This window comes from Halomonas sp. AOP7-B1-5, from assembly GCF_052353045.1.
Classification (GTDB): Bacteria; Pseudomonadota; Gammaproteobacteria; order Pseudomonadales; family Halomonadaceae; genus Vreelandella; species Vreelandella colorata.
Window position 1 is genome coordinate 51,532 of sequence record NZ_JBQTDC010000007.1, and the last position, 12,768, is coordinate 64,299.

Annotated in this window: 16 protein-coding genes; 8 read left to right on the forward strand and 8 right to left on the reverse strand. The window is 56.8% G+C overall.

Annotation, left to right across the window (positions count from 1 at the left end; translation table 11 throughout):
- The first annotated feature begins 21 nt into the window (after positions 1–21).
- From dapC to ACT3XD_RS05840, 5 genes are all read left to right on the forward strand, one after another.
- On the forward strand, positions 22–1,218 hold the full coding sequence (dapC, locus tag ACT3XD_RS05820; RefSeq protein WP_192538097.1) for a succinyldiaminopimelate transaminase: 1,197 nt from the start codon (positions 22–24) through the stop codon (positions 1,216–1,218).
- 40 nt (positions 1,219–1,258) lie between these two features.
- Positions 1,259–1,606: a Spx/MgsR family RNA polymerase-binding regulatory protein gene (locus tag ACT3XD_RS05825; protein ID WP_018918278.1), complete on the forward strand. Its 348-nt coding sequence runs from the start codon at positions 1,259–1,261 to the stop codon at positions 1,604–1,606.
- Positions 1,607–1,772: 166 nt separating this feature from the next.
- Positions 1,773–2,798: a 2,3,4,5-tetrahydropyridine-2,6-dicarboxylate N-succinyltransferase gene (dapD, locus tag ACT3XD_RS05830; RefSeq protein ID WP_018918279.1), complete on the forward strand. Its 1,026-nt coding sequence runs from the start codon at positions 1,773–1,775 to the stop codon at positions 2,796–2,798.
- Entirely contained in the window at positions 2,785–3,957 is a 1,173-nt protein-coding gene (gene dapE, locus ACT3XD_RS05835; protein WP_192538098.1) for a succinyl-diaminopimelate desuccinylase, read from the forward strand. Before dapD ends, dapE begins: the two co-directional genes overlap by 14 nt.
- On the forward strand, positions 3,957–4,346 hold the full coding sequence (locus ACT3XD_RS05840) for a hypothetical protein (RefSeq protein WP_192538099.1): 390 nt from the start codon (positions 3,957–3,959) through the stop codon (positions 4,344–4,346). Before dapE ends, ACT3XD_RS05840 begins: the two co-directional genes overlap by 1 nt.
- Before the next feature lie 69 nt (positions 4,347–4,415).
- On the opposite strand, the gene ACT3XD_RS05845 is transcribed toward ACT3XD_RS05840, so the two are convergent.
- Positions 4,416–4,970, reverse strand: coding sequence for a cold-shock protein (locus tag ACT3XD_RS05845; protein WP_225736151.1), 555 nt, complete (start codon positions 4,968–4,970; stop codon positions 4,416–4,418).
- Between the two features lie 110 nt (positions 4,971–5,080).
- On the opposite strand from ACT3XD_RS05845, the gene ACT3XD_RS05850 reads away from it, so the two are divergent.
- Positions 5,081–5,329: a SlyX family protein gene (locus ACT3XD_RS05850; RefSeq protein WP_018918283.1), complete on the forward strand. Its 249-nt coding sequence runs from the start codon at positions 5,081–5,083 to the stop codon at positions 5,327–5,329.
- A 96-nt stretch (positions 5,330–5,425) separates the two neighbouring features.
- Here the strand turns inward: ACT3XD_RS05850 and ald are convergent, their stop codons facing one another.
- The 7 genes from ald to radC form a co-directional block, all read right to left on the reverse strand.
- On the reverse strand, positions 5,426–6,544 hold the full coding sequence (gene ald, locus ACT3XD_RS05855; protein ID WP_192538100.1) for an alanine dehydrogenase: 1,119 nt from the start codon (positions 6,542–6,544) through the stop codon (positions 5,426–5,428).
- Between the two features lie 162 nt (positions 6,545–6,706).
- Positions 6,707–7,141 (reverse strand): acyl-CoA thioesterase, encoded by a 435-nt coding sequence (locus ACT3XD_RS05860; protein ID WP_192538101.1) that lies wholly within the window; start codon positions 7,139–7,141, stop codon positions 6,707–6,709.
- A 63-nt stretch (positions 7,142–7,204) separates the two neighbouring features.
- Positions 7,205–8,395: a class I SAM-dependent rRNA methyltransferase gene (locus tag ACT3XD_RS05865; protein ID WP_018918286.1), complete on the reverse strand. Its 1,191-nt coding sequence runs from the start codon at positions 8,393–8,395 to the stop codon at positions 7,205–7,207.
- 50 nt (positions 8,396–8,445) lie between these two features.
- The gene (mutM, locus tag ACT3XD_RS05870) at positions 8,446–9,273 is read right to left on the reverse strand and encodes a bifunctional DNA-formamidopyrimidine glycosylase/DNA-(apurinic or apyrimidinic site) lyase (protein WP_192538102.1); all 828 of its coding nucleotides are present in this window, start codon (positions 9,271–9,273) and stop codon (positions 8,446–8,448) included.
- A gap of 153 nt (positions 9,274–9,426) precedes the next feature.
- Positions 9,427–9,582 carry a 50S ribosomal protein L33 gene (gene rpmG / locus ACT3XD_RS05875; RefSeq protein WP_009098622.1) on the reverse strand — a complete coding sequence of 52 codons (156 nt, stop codon included), beginning with the start codon at positions 9,580–9,582 and terminating at the stop codon, positions 9,427–9,429.
- Between the two features lie 26 nt (positions 9,583–9,608).
- On the reverse strand, positions 9,609–9,845 hold the full coding sequence (gene rpmB / locus ACT3XD_RS05880; RefSeq protein ID WP_009724126.1) for a 50S ribosomal protein L28: 237 nt from the start codon (positions 9,843–9,845) through the stop codon (positions 9,609–9,611).
- A 256-nt stretch (positions 9,846–10,101) separates the two neighbouring features.
- Positions 10,102–10,776: a RadC family protein gene (radC, locus tag ACT3XD_RS05885; protein ID WP_172118509.1), complete on the reverse strand. Its 675-nt coding sequence runs from the start codon at positions 10,774–10,776 to the stop codon at positions 10,102–10,104.
- Between the two features lie 146 nt (positions 10,777–10,922).
- Here radC and coaBC point away from each other — a divergent pair, with 146 nt between their 5' ends.
- A complete protein-coding gene (gene coaBC / locus ACT3XD_RS05890) occupies positions 10,923–12,191 on the forward strand; it encodes a bifunctional phosphopantothenoylcysteine decarboxylase/phosphopantothenate--cysteine ligase CoaBC (RefSeq protein ID WP_192538103.1) in 1,269 nt (422 codons plus the stop codon).
- A 79-nt stretch (positions 12,192–12,270) separates the two neighbouring features.
- Positions 12,271–12,729 carry a dUTP diphosphatase gene (gene dut / locus ACT3XD_RS05895; RefSeq protein ID WP_192538104.1) on the forward strand — a complete coding sequence of 153 codons (459 nt, stop codon included), beginning with the start codon at positions 12,271–12,273 and terminating at the stop codon, positions 12,727–12,729.
- Positions 12,730–12,768 lie beyond the last annotated feature (39 nt).

A 12,768-nucleotide genomic window follows, 5' to 3' on the forward strand; every position in this document is an offset into this window, starting at 1 on the left:
AACACTCTCAACGGACTCGCCATGAACCCTGATCTCGCTGCCCTTCATCCCTATCCGTTTGAGAAACTGGCCGCGCTTAAAGCCGAATTAACACCCCGGGCTGATTTGACGCATATTCCGTTGACGATTGGCGAGCCCCAGCACGCACCCTACCCGGCAGCACTCGAAGCACTGGTTAAACACCAGTTGGAAATGGCCCGCTACCCGGCCACCAACGGCTTGCCAGCGTTTCGTGACACGCTGGCCCAGTGGGCTACCGGCCGCTTCAAGCTGCCGGGTCTGGATGCCGAGCGCCAGGTACTGCCCGTAAACGGCACCCGTGAAGCCATTTTTGCGTTTGTGCAGGCCGCGCTTGACCGCACGCGCCCTGCCAACGTAGTCGTGCCCAATCCGTTTTATCAGATTTACGAAGGCGCGACGCTTCTGGCCGGTGGCGAGCCGGTTTATTTAAACTGCACCGCAGACAACGGCTTTCGGCCGGACTTCACCACGGTTAGCCCGGCTACCTGGCGCGATGTGCAAATCGTGTTTATCTGCTCGCCTGGTAACCCCACCGGCGCAGTGACTTCGATCGACGAGTTCAAACAGCTGATTGCGCTGGCCGATGAGCATGATTTCATCATTGCGTCTGACGAGTGCTACTCCGAGCTTTATCTGGATGAACAGACGCCGCCGCCCGGGCTTTTACAGGCCTGCGCAGAGCTTGGCCGCGATGACTATCGCCGCTGCGTGGTGTTTCATTCGCTGTCGAAACGCTCTAACTTACCGGGCCTGCGTTCAGGCTTTGTGGCGGGCGATGCCAATATTCTGGCCCCGTTTAAGCGCTATCGCACCTATCACGGCTGTGCCATGTCGTTACCGGTTCAGCACGCCTCCATTGCTGCATGGCAGGATGAAGCGCACGTACGCGTCAACCGCGATGCCTACCGTGAAAAATTTAGCGCCGTGGTCGATGTGCTGGCGCCGGTAATGGACTTCCCCACACCGGAGGCAAGCTTTTATTTGTGGCCCGCCGTACCAGGTGGTGATGATATTGGCTTTACTCAGCGGCTTTTTACCGAGCAGAACGTAAGCGTACTGCCCGGAAGCTTGATGGGCCGCCCTGACGCACAGGGCATTAATCCAGGCGCGGGTCGCCTGCGCCTTGCGCTAGTGGCCGAGCTTGCCCCGACCCTTGAAGCCGCCCAGCGTATCCGTCAGCTGATTGAGCGTGGTTAACTCACATCTTTACGGCACGAACAGCACGAAAGGAGATACCATGTTTACACTCTATGTCATTGATACCTGCGATACGTGCCGTAAGGCGCGCAAAGCGTTGGAAGAAAGCGGCATACCGTTCAAAACCCACGATTTGCGCAAAGATGGTTTATCGGCAGGACTACTTGAGCATATTCTGGAGCGGGCTCCGCTTCTTGAAGTCGTCAATAAGCGCAGCAAGACATGGCGCGACCTTCCTCAGGAAGACAAAGACAGCCTGGACGCCAACTCTGCGCGCCAGTTGCTGCTGAAACACCCGACGCTGCTTAAACGTCCGCTTCTGGATACCGGCGGTGACGCCATACAAGTGGGTTACCGCGACGGCGATTACGCTAAGATTAGCGGCTGATTCAACGCCGCTAATGTGATTATTTGTATCAACGCTTTTGTACAAACACTTTTATATCAACACCTTGTTAAACCCACAAATTGTTATACCGACAGATTATCGTACCGACATTTGGCTTCTGTTAACTGTTCGGTTAACTACCTTATTAACGACAGGATGAACGTTTATGTTGAGCTTTGCGCTTGGAATTGGCACGCAGAATACTCAAGGCGACTGGCTGGAAATTTACTACCCGGCACCGCTGTTCAAGCCACAGGAAAGCCTGGTTAACGCTGCCAAAGAAGCGCTTAATGCCCCTCAGGGCAATGCAGCCGTTAGCTTTTTACCGGAAGACTGCACCCGTTTGGCCAAAGCGCTTGAAGCAGCTGGTCACACGGAACAAGCCGAGCTTGCTGAGTCGCTTGAGGCAAGCCAACGCCCGCTGGTAGCGATGTTCATTGAAACGGATCAGGCGCCGCAAACGGCTCCTGAGGTGTACCTTAAGCTCCACCTGTTATCGCATCGCCTGGTCAAGCCGCATGGTTTGGATCTTACCGGCATGTTCGGCCTGCTGCGCAATATCGCCTGGACCAACGAAGGCGCGATCGATATCGAAGAGCTGCCTGCGCGTCGCCTGAAAGCGCGCTTGGCCGGTCGTGCGCTATCCGTCGACTGTGTCGATAAATTCCCCAAAATGACCGACTACGTGGTACCGACCGGCATCCGCATTGGCGATACCGCACGGGTACGCCTGGGTGCGCACCTGGGTGAAGGCACCACGGTTATGCATGAAGGCTTTGTGAACTTCAATGCTGGCACCGAAGGCCCAGGCATGATCGAAGGACGCATCTCAGCTGGCGTCATGGTCGGCAAGGGCTCTGACCTGGGCGGCGGCTGCTCCACCATGGGTACGCTATCCGGCGGCGGCAATATCGTCATTAAAGTAGGCGAAGGCTGCCTGATCGGTGCCAATGCCGGTATTGGCATTCCGCTGGGCGATCGCTGCACGGTCGAATCCGGCCTGTACATCACCGCAGGCACCAAAGTAGCCCTGCTGGATGACGAAGGCAACGAGGTTAAAACCCTGGCCGCACGCGAACTGGCGGGCCAAAACGACCTGCTACTGCGCCGTAACTCTAAAAATGGCCGTGTCGAGTGCCTGACCAATAAAAGCGCCATCGCGCTGAACGAGGCGCTGCATGCCCATAACTGAGCCTGACACGCTGTCGCCAACGCTACAGCTTGCCTTTGAGCTGTTAAGCCGCCCGTCAGTGACGCCGGACGATGAAGGCTGCCAGGACATCATGATCGAGCGCTTAACGGCGCTCGGTTTTCATATTGAGCCAATGCCGTTTGGCGATGTGCAGAACTTCTGGGCCGTACGCGGTCATCATGGCCCGGTGATTGCCTTTGCCGGCCATACCGATGTGGTACCCAGCGGGCCGCCCACCGGTTGGGAATTTCCACCGTTTTCACCCTGCATTAATGAGCAAGGCATGCTTTGTGGGCGGGGCGCTGCGGATATGAAAGGCAGCCTGGCGTCTATGCTTACCGCCGTGGAACGCTTTGTAGCCCGCTACCCTGACCATGATGGCCGCATCGCGTTTTTAATCACGTCGGATGAGGAAGGCCCGGCCGTCGACGGCACTCGCGCCGTGGTCGAACAGCTGCGTGAGCGCAATGAGCGCCTTGATTACTGCATTGTGGGCGAGCCTTCATCTACCGATCGCCTGGGCGATGTGATTAAAAACGGTCGACGCGGCTCGCTGGGTGGCGTTTTGCATATTCAAGGAATTCAGGGCCACGTGGCTTACCCGCATCTGGCACGCAACCCGATCCACCAGGCGATGCCTGCGCTGGACGCCCTGGTCAATGAGCACTGGGATGCGGGCAACGATTTCTTCCCCGCCACCAGCTTTCAAATATCCAACCTGCGCGCGGGCACCGGGGCGACTAACGTGATCCCTGGCGATGTGGAAGTGGTGTTTAATTTCCGCTTCTCGACCGAGGTGACCCACGAGCAGCTTAAAGAGCGTACCCACGCGATTCTGGCGCGCTATGGTTTAGAGTATCAGTTGGATTGGACGCTGAATGGTGAGCCGTTTCTGACCGCAGAAGGTGAGCTGGTTGACGCTGCCATTCGCGGCGTGGAAGCTGTCACGGGTAAGCGCCCTGCGCTATCGACCAGCGGCGGCACGTCCGATGGCCGCTTTATCGCCACGCTGGGCGCTCAGGTGGTCGAGCTAGGCCCGCTTAACGACACCATTCACAAGGTAAACGAGCGCGTACGCGCCAGCGACCTGGATGACTTGAGCCGGATCTATGAGGCGACGCTTCAGGCACTGCTAACGTCGGATGAGGTAAGCGCATAATGGAGCAGTATCCGGATATTGAAGTGTACGTTGCCCGCGTTTCTCATGACACGCTTAACGCCTGGCTTGCCAGCGCGCTTTCCGCCCCGCCACTAACACCGGCGGGCAAAGGCAAGTGGAAAACCCGCGGCATGTACCAGGGCGAAGAGGTGCCGATCCTCTTGGTCGATAACGTGGCGGATGGCTTTGCCAGCCTGTGGTTTGATAGCAGCCACACGCCATGGATGACCGACCAGGAGTGCGCGCAACACGCCGCCGAAGCGCTGCAAACGGAAATTCGCTGCTCGCTTGGGGGCTGGCATCCAGGCAATGATGACCCTGACCGGTTCTGGCAGGTTCTGCCCGGTGGTAAAGAAGGCGCCATAGAGTGGCCGGATTCGGGCCGTTAACCACCGCCTTAAACGCAATCGACCCCGCCTAGGCGGGGTCGATCGTCATCTTGCTTAATCGTGCAATCGTTACTCAATAATACTCACATCGTCGGCCTGCAAACCACGGTCATTTTTAATCACGTGGTAACGCACAATTTGGCCTTCTGCTAGCATACGCGGACCGCGGCCCCGGATAGCACGAAAGTGAACAAACACATCTTCACCGTTATCGCGGGTAATAAAACCGTAGCCTTTATTGGTATTGAACCACTTCACTTCACCCTCTTCACGCCCATCGTTAAAGTCGATGATATCTTCCTCTTCATCATCCACTTCATCGACCGGTTGAGGCTGACGCGGTGCGGCCTGAACACGACCTGCTTCTGAACGCTCTGCAACGGGTTTGACGACCACTGGCGGCGCCAGGGCAGCCGTTGCCAGCGTACCAATACATAAAACGATAAAGCTACCCAGGGCAACGGCGATATAGATGCTGCTGACGCCGCTGATGGCTAACTCAGCCTGCCATAAATCGGCCAAGGGTGCGTTGGTTAAATGAACAATCCCGGCCAACAGAAGTGGCGTGGGGGCGGCTAGTAATACACTGATTAAGAAACAGCGAAACACAACTTTTGGATTCATAGATGATAAAAGCTCTCTTGTTGTATGGGTAACAGACGAAGGACAATACCCGAACTATCAGGCCCATTCCTAACAGTACCGGACATATTACACAAGGTTGCCATGTTACCATGACACAAGACTTTTCTCCTGCTGAGCTAACGCAACGTCTTGAAACGCTAGAAAGTCGCCTGGCCTACCAGGAACACTGGCTGGACACCCTCGACCAGGCCGTTGCGCAACAAGAGCAACGACTCGCCAAACTCGAACAGATAAGCGCTCTAATGCGTGAGCGCTTACGCGAGCAGCACCAGGCGTTTCAAGCCGATAATACTCAAGGCACGGCTCGTCCTGAAGACGAAATACCGCCGCATTATTAATAAAGCATCTTAGCCTGATTAGTAAAGCGCTGACGCTTCACTAATGTTAAATAAAATTAATTATTTTTACTAAGAATAGCTTACCACGTCATAGGCTTAACGCCGGATAAGACTTGACGGGTCTACACTCTCCAGGCCAAAGGCGTTGGCGACGGCCGCGTAAGTAACCTGCCCGGCGTGTACATTAAGCCCTGGCAGGAAGTTAGCGTCATCGCCCAGTGCCTGCTGCCAGCCCTTATCGGCAAGCGCCAGTACAAACGGCAACGTCGCGTTGGTTAACCCAAGCGTTGAGGTGCGCGCCACGCCGCCCGGCATGTTGGCCACACAATAATGCACGATGCCATCCACGATATAGGTAGGTCCGGCGTGGGTGGTGGGCCTGCTGGTTTCAAAGCAGCCGCCCTGATCAATCGCCACATCCACCAGCACACTGCCGGGCTTCATATCGCCAAGCATGGCACGGGTAATCAGCTTGGGCGCCGCCGCTCCCGGTATTAGCACAGCACCGATAATCATGTCGGACTCGCGCACCGCATGATCCAGCGCATCCGCCGTGGAGTAAACCGTTTTTATACGCCCTTGATAGCGGCTATCCAGCACCTCCAGACGAGCCAGCGATTTATCCAGAATCGTCACATCGGCACCCAGCCCCAGCGCCATGCGTGCAGCGTTTTCACCCACCACGCCGCCGCCAATCACGGTGACCTTACCCGGTGCCACGCCCGGTACGCCGGGCAGCAGCACGCCAGCACCACCCTGGGCTTTTTCCAGGCTATGCGCGCCCGCCTGAACGGCCATACGCCCGGCCACGGTGCTCATCGGGGCGAGGAGCGGCAGTCCGCCGTGGGCATCGGTAATCGTTTCGTAGGCAATGCAGGTCGCCCCACTCTCCATCAAGCCACGCGTTAATGCCTCTTCGGCCGCCAAGTGCAGGTAGGTAAAAAGCGTGTGCTGGGAAGTAAGCCGTGCGACTTCGTCTTTTTGAGGCTCTTTAACTTTTAAAATAAGCTCAGCGCTTTGCCAAAGAGTGGCCACATCGGGCTCAATCTGTGCGCCTGCGGCTGCGTAGTCGCTGTCGTTAAACCCTGCACCCTCACCCGCGCCAGCCTGCACGTAAACCGTATGGCCGCGGCTGGTAAGTTCACGCGCGCCCGTGGGCGTCAGCGCTACGCGGTACTCATGATTTTTAATTTCCTTCGGGACGGCAACGTTCATTGGATCTCTCCTAGTGTAAGCGGACCGATACTGTCTCTCTTCAATTACAGCACAGCTTAAGCCTGCCACCATCGCCCGATTTAAAAACAAAAAAAACGCCGGTTAAGGCGTTTTATAGGAGAAAATTCTAGCGTTATCCGGTTTTATACCAGAAATTTAACGTCACTCGTCGACCAGCGCCGCGCCATAGATTCCCTGATATTCATCGGGCAGCCGTTTGGGCCGCCCGCTGGAAAGCGCAATGCACGCAAACCGGGTACGCGCGTTTAATAGCGTTTTTGCATCCCGCTGGCGTTTAAGCTGAAAACGCCGGGTCAGGCTAAAACGGCCATCGCACTCTACAATCCAAGTAGCCAGCGCCAGCTCATCGCCTGCAAACGCGGGGGCAAGGTAGTCCAGCTCATGGCGATGTACCGCCATGGCGCGATCTAACTCGCGGTAGCGCTCCAGAGACAGGCCAAGCGCCTCGGAGTGGGCCCAGCTAATCTGCTCGACCCAGCGTAGGTATTCGCTGTTATTCACGTGTTGATAGGCGTCTATCGCCTCTTCGCTCACGTGAATATCGATCACAAAAGGATCAGGTAGCGCCCACTCCATCACGTTGCCCCTTATGCTGCCTGTGCTTAGCGCCTTACTCGCCCCAAAACTCAACGCTCACCATTAATCGCGAAATACCCGTACGCCTAACGCTTTCAGGTAAGACGTTTCCGGGATCGCCGGGTGTACCGGATGATCGGGGCCCTGGTGGCCTTGGAAAATCACCTGACCATGGCGATCCTGATGGCGTACCGCGCCGCGAACCACATCTACCAGGCGATCTGTCGCCAGGTGCATGGAGCACGACGCCGACAGCAGCAGGCCGTCACGGCCCAGCAAACGCATCGCTTCACGGTTCAAGCGCGCGTACGCCCGCTCGCCGTTAGGGATATCTTTACGCTTCTTGATGAACGCGGGTGGATCCAGAATGATCACGTCAAACTGCTCGCCGTCGGCTTTGAGCGCCGCCAGGGCTTCAAAGGCGTCGCCTTCGCCGATTGCTACCTGTTCCTGAACGCCATTGAGCTCGGCATTACGCGCCACTTGCTCAAGCGCCGGGCCAGAGGCATCGATACACAGCACTTCAGAGGCGCCATTTGCCGCCGCCTGAACGCCCCAGCCACCTATATAGCTGAACACGTCGAGTACGCGCTTACCGGCCACCTGGCTATTGAGCCAAGCGCGGTTTTCGCGGTGATCAAAGAACCAGCCGGTTTTCTGGCCATTAAGCACAGGTACGACAAAGCGCGTGCCGTTCTCTTCGATCAACACTTCGTCGGGCAGCGTGCCTTTTACCACATCAACGTGGGCTTCCAGGCCTTCCTGACGACGTCCGCCGGTATCGTTACGGAACACAATCACTTCAGGCTTAACCACTTTTTCAAGTGCATCAACAATTTCATCAGCCAGTGCCTGCATGCCTGCGGTATTCAGCTGCACCACCAGCACATCGCCAAACCGGTCGATGACCAGCCCAGGCAGCAAATCGCCTTCGCCATGAATCAGGCGGTAAAACGGCTTGTCATAGACACGCTGACGCAGTGACAGCGCCTGATTAAAGCGGTGTACAAACAGCGAGCGATCCAGGCGCATATCCGGGTCACGGGACATCACGCGGCCCGCAATCAGCGAGTGCGGGTTGATATACGCTACACCCAGGACTTTACCATTGGAGGCCTCGACCAGTGCGGTTTCGCCAGCAGTGAAATTTTTAAGCGGCGTTTCTTTAATATCCACTTCGTTGGAGTAGATCCACAGATGGCCTGCTTTCAAGCGGCGATCGGCGTTTTTATTCAAGCGCAGGCGTTGGGTCACAACAGTCTCCAAAAGCGTAGATAACAAAGTAGCAAAGGGTAGGCCAGCGTTTAACGCTGACAGCCAGGGCAAAAAACGCTGGCACGCTGGCCAAGCGTAATACGCTGAAGTTCAGCGCCGCAGCGTAAACAGGGCTGGCCCTGGCGCCCGTATACATTTAGCCGCTGAGCAAAATAGCCAGGCTCACCCTGACCGCTGACAAAATCGCGTAGCGTCGTCCCGCCCTGGGTAATCGCGGCTGCCAATACCTCTTTGACGGCGGCGGCCAGCAGCTTGTAGCGCGCAAGGGAAATACGTCCGGCCGCACGGCGGGGGTCGATGCCGGCCATAAACAGCGCTTCAGTAGCGTAAATATTACCCGCGCCAACCACGATGCGGTTATCCATTAAAAAGGGCTTCACCGCCACGCGTTTATTGCGCGACAGTTTATACAGCCATTCGCCGTTAAACATCTCATCAAACGGTTCGGGGCCCAGGTGAACCAAGCGCCTATCCGCCGTGCCGTCGCCCAGCTGCCAATCGACAAAACCGAAGCGGCGCGGGTCATGATAACGCAGCACATGTCCACTGGCGGTGACGACATCGACATGGTCATGCTTTTTAGGGATGTCGCCCACCTGGGCAATACGCAAACTGCCCGACATCCCCAGGTGCCATAGCAGCGTTGCCGCATTTGGCGACTGCTGTATGGGGATTTGCAGGTACTTGGCGCGCCGGGTCAGGGTACCAATGCGCGCACCGATCAACCGCTCAGGCAGGTCGTCAGGCACAGGAACACGCAAGCGCGGCTGACGAACAAGCACCTCAGTAATTTCCTGACCTTCAAGATAGGGTGCAATGCCGCGTTTGGTGGTTTCAACTTCGGGCAGTTCGGGCATGAAGAGGACCTAGTTACGATATCGGTTCACACGCGAGAGCGTATTGTCGCAATAAGCACCGATAAACGCCATGCATGCAAAAACCCGGCATTGGGCCGGGTTTTTCAACAGGCGTTCGCCTGCAGTGGAAGCCGATCATCATCGCTTGCGCGATTACTTGATCTTGGCTTCCTTGTAGATAACGTGCTTACGGACAACCGGGTCGTATTTCTTGAATTCGAACTTATCCGGCGTGTTCCGCTTGTTCTTATCAGTGGTGTAGAAGTGGCCTGTACCGGCACTGGACACCAGCTTGATCTTATCGCGCATGGTTTTACTCTCCCAAAAATGCTGTCTTAGATGGCGTCGCCGCGCTTACGGATATCAGCCAGAACCGTCTCGATACCTTTCTTGTCGATGATGCGCATGCCCTTAGAGGAAACGCGCAGCTTGACGAAGCGGTTTTCGGCTTCAACCCAAAAACGATGGGTGTGCAGGTTCGGCAAGAAACGACGACGTGTCTTACGCTGGGAGTGTGAAACGTTATTACCAGTTACCGGACGCTTGCCGGTAACCTGACATACTTTGGACATGAGAGCCTCCAACCGCTTGGCCAGGGTATAAGCCTGAGTGTTCAAAACTGTCGGGCAAACCGGAAGAGAGGGAGTCGACGCCGTTAACCGCCTAGCTGTGCCCAAATCCGTTATTCAACCCAAGTTTAAAGGTGGCACTTTATACCAGAGCACCCGACCAACGACAAGCAAAACCGCCCGAAAAGGCTAAAAAAAGCCGTTTTTGGCGTAATTTATCTGTAAAGCCAGCGCGATACGCCTGCTCTTCATCTACTGCTTATAGCCAGCCACGCTCGGCAAAAGAGACCACGTCTCCATCTCCCACCACGAAATGATCCAGTACGCGCACGTCAAAGAGGCCAAGGGCCTCTTTTAAGCGTTCGGTGATACGACGATCAGCATCGCTTGGCTCAGCCACACCGGAGGGGTGATTGTGGGCCAGGATGACGGCGCCAGCGCTAAGTTCTAATGCGCGCTTGGCAACTTCGCGGGGGTAAACGGATGCGCTGTCTAGGGTACCGCGAAACAGGGATTCATAGCGAATAATTCGGTGCTGTGTGTCCAAAAAAATTACCGCGAACTCCTCATGGCCCAAATGGCGCAGCTGAGAACTCAGATAATGGCGCACCAGTTCAGGCGACGTCAGCGCGTTGCCGCGCGCCAGCTGACTGGCTAAATGACGCTTTGAAATCTCAAGGGTGGCCTGTAGCTGAGCGAATTTCGCGCTGCCCAAACCGTGGGCGGCGCAAAAGCTTGCCTGGTCGGCTTCCAATAGCGGGCGCAGACCGCCAAACGCTGTAAGCAGATCACGCGCTAAATCGACCGCCGAGCGGCCCTGCACCCCTACCCTCAAGAAAATCGCCAGCAGTTCCGCGTCTGAAAGCGTCTGCGCACCCATGGTTAACAGCTTTTCCCGCGGCCGCTCGCCCTCCGGCCAGTGATTGATCCCCATTCATCCCCCATTTCCCTGTCCGCCCAAATACACGCGCCCAAAAGCTCAGTAAACCTAGCCTACACGTTATCAGCGCTAACATGCCAAATTAGTAAGACGGATGATATGGTAAGCCTCCCCAAGAACGCTCATGTGGACCCTTTGCCATGGTTTCTGTTTCTGTTACTGGTTCTGTTACCCCGACGACGGTATCGACGCTTGCTGGTAAACGCATTCTCCTGGGCATTAGCGCGGGCATTGCAGCGTATAAAAGTGCGCTGATCGTGCGGCTGCTCAAGCAGGCCGGCTGTGAAGTGCGCGTGGTAATGACCAGCGGCGCCCAGGCATTTATTACCCCGCTGACGCTACAGGCGTTATCCGGCGAGCCGGTGCGCACGTCGCTCCTTGACCCGGAAGCAGAAGCCGGGATGGGGCATATTGAACTCGCCCGCTGGGCGGATATCGTGCTGATCGCCCCCGCAACAGCTGACTTGATTGCCCGGCTGGTTCACGGCATGGCGGATGATTTGCTCACCACGCTGTGTCTGGCCAGTGAAGCGCCCAAGCTGATTGCCCCTGCCATGAACCAGGCCATGTGGCGCCACCCGGCAACCCAGCGCAACGTAGCGCAGCTGGGCGCCGATGGCTGGCAGCTCATCGGCCCTGCCGCTGGCGACCAGGCGTGTGGCGATGTCGGCCCAGGGCGCATGAGCGAGCCTGAGGCCATTTTTGAGGCGGTTACGCGTCACTTTTCTGCCACCCCGCTGACAAGCAATAGTCCGCATGTGGTGATTACCGCGGGCCCTACCCGCGAGGCACTTGACCCAGTGCGTTATCTCTCCAACCACAGCTCGGGTAAAATGGGCTATGCCCTGGCCGCAGCGGCAGTGGCTCAAGGCGCCCGCGTGACGTTGATTAGCGGGCCAGTAGCGCTTCCCACGCCTGCTGGCGTTACCCGTATTGATGTTGAATCCGCCGAGCAGATGCATCAAGAAGCCATGCGCCTGGCCCCTGAGGCCACGCTATTTATTGGCTGCGCCGCAGTTGCCGACTACCGCTCGGCCTCGCCTGCCGAGCATAAGCTTAAAAAGCAGGCCGATCGCGACACGCTGACGCTCACGCTGATCAAAAACCCGGACATTATTGCCGATGTGGCCGCCCTGCCTGCGGGCAAGCGCCCCATGGTCGTAGGCTTTGCCGCAGAGACGCAGCAGCTGGAGCAGTACGCCCACGATAAGCTTAATCGCAAAGGGCTTGATATGATTATCGCCAACGACGTCTCTCAGGCAGGCCTGGGCTTTGGCAGCAACGACAATGCGGCGCTGCTACTCTGGCGCACGGCGCAAGGCACCGAGCACCGCCTGGAAGCCCCTCAGCCCAAAACCCAGCTTGCGCAGGGCATCATTCGTCAGGCGCTGGCGTTGCTGTCTTTTTAATATCTCTTTTTAACACCTGTTTTTAGTACCTGTTTTGAAGACCTGTTTTTAATATCTCTTTTTTATGTTGGAGCCGTTCATGACTACCCGCCCCCGCCTGCAGTGCAAAGTGCTTGATGAGCGCCTGCATGACTATATGCCGCACTATGCGACCGAAGGCTCCGCCGGCATGGACCTGCGGGCATTGCTTGACGAGCCGCTGACGCTACAGCCTGGTGAATGCCAGCTCGTACGAACGGGGCTTGCCATCTATATTGAAGACCCGAGCCTTGCCGGGATGATTCTTCCCCGCTCGGGCCTTGGCCATAAACATGGCATTGTATTGGGCAATCTGGTGGGGCTGATCGATTCCGACTACCAGGGCGAGCTGATGGTATCGGTATGGAACCGAGGCCAGAGCGCCTTTACGCTGTCGCCATTTGAGCGGCTGGCGCAATATGTGCTCGTGCCCGTAGTGCAAGCCGAGCTTTCCATTGTAGATGCTTTTACTGACTCCACCCGGGGCAGCGGCGGCTTTGGCAGCACTGGCCGCCAATAACCGTACTGGCCATCAACACCGACAAGCGCAAGCCCGGCT

Bases quoted from the DNA above. Each gene is read 5' to 3' on its own strand.
- dapC (WP_192538097.1), top strand. From the start codon at position 22: ATGAACCCTGATCTCGCTGCCCTTCATCCCTATCCGTTTGAGAAACTG.
- ACT3XD_RS05825 (WP_018918278.1), top strand. From the start codon at position 1,259: ATGTTTACACTCTATGTCATTGATACCTGCGATACGTGCCGTAAGGCG.
- dapD (WP_018918279.1), top strand. From the start codon at position 1,773: ATGTTGAGCTTTGCGCTTGGAATTGGCACGCAGAATACTCAAGGCGAC.
- dapE (WP_192538098.1), top strand. From the start codon at position 2,785: ATGCCCATAACTGAGCCTGACACGCTGTCGCCAACGCTACAGCTTGCC.
- ACT3XD_RS05840 (WP_192538099.1), top strand. From the start codon at position 3,957: ATGGAGCAGTATCCGGATATTGAAGTGTACGTTGCCCGCGTTTCTCAT.
- ACT3XD_RS05845 (WP_225736151.1), bottom strand. From the start codon at position 4,970: ATGAATCCAAAAGTTGTGTTTCGCTGTTTCTTAATCAGTGTATTACTA.
- ACT3XD_RS05850 (WP_018918283.1), top strand. From the start codon at position 5,081: ATGACACAAGACTTTTCTCCTGCTGAGCTAACGCAACGTCTTGAAACG.
- ald (WP_192538100.1), bottom strand. From the start codon at position 6,544: ATGAACGTTGCCGTCCCGAAGGAAATTAAAAATCATGAGTACCGCGTA.
- ACT3XD_RS05860 (WP_192538101.1), bottom strand. From the start codon at position 7,141: ATGGAGTGGGCGCTACCTGATCCTTTTGTGATCGATATTCACGTGAGC.
- mutM (WP_192538102.1), bottom strand. From the start codon at position 9,273: ATGCCCGAACTGCCCGAAGTTGAAACCACCAAACGCGGCATTGCACCC.
- rpmG (WP_009098622.1), bottom strand. From the start codon at position 9,582: ATGCGCGATAAGATCAAGCTGGTGTCCAGTGCCGGTACAGGCCACTTC.
- rpmB (WP_009724126.1), bottom strand. From the start codon at position 9,845: ATGTCCAAAGTATGTCAGGTTACCGGCAAGCGTCCGGTAACTGGTAAT.
- radC (WP_172118509.1), bottom strand. From the start codon at position 10,776: ATGGGGATCAATCACTGGCCGGAGGGCGAGCGGCCGCGGGAAAAGCTG.
- coaBC (WP_192538103.1), top strand. From the start codon at position 10,923: ATGGTTTCTGTTTCTGTTACTGGTTCTGTTACCCCGACGACGGTATCG.
- dut (WP_192538104.1), top strand. From the start codon at position 12,271: ATGACTACCCGCCCCCGCCTGCAGTGCAAAGTGCTTGATGAGCGCCTG.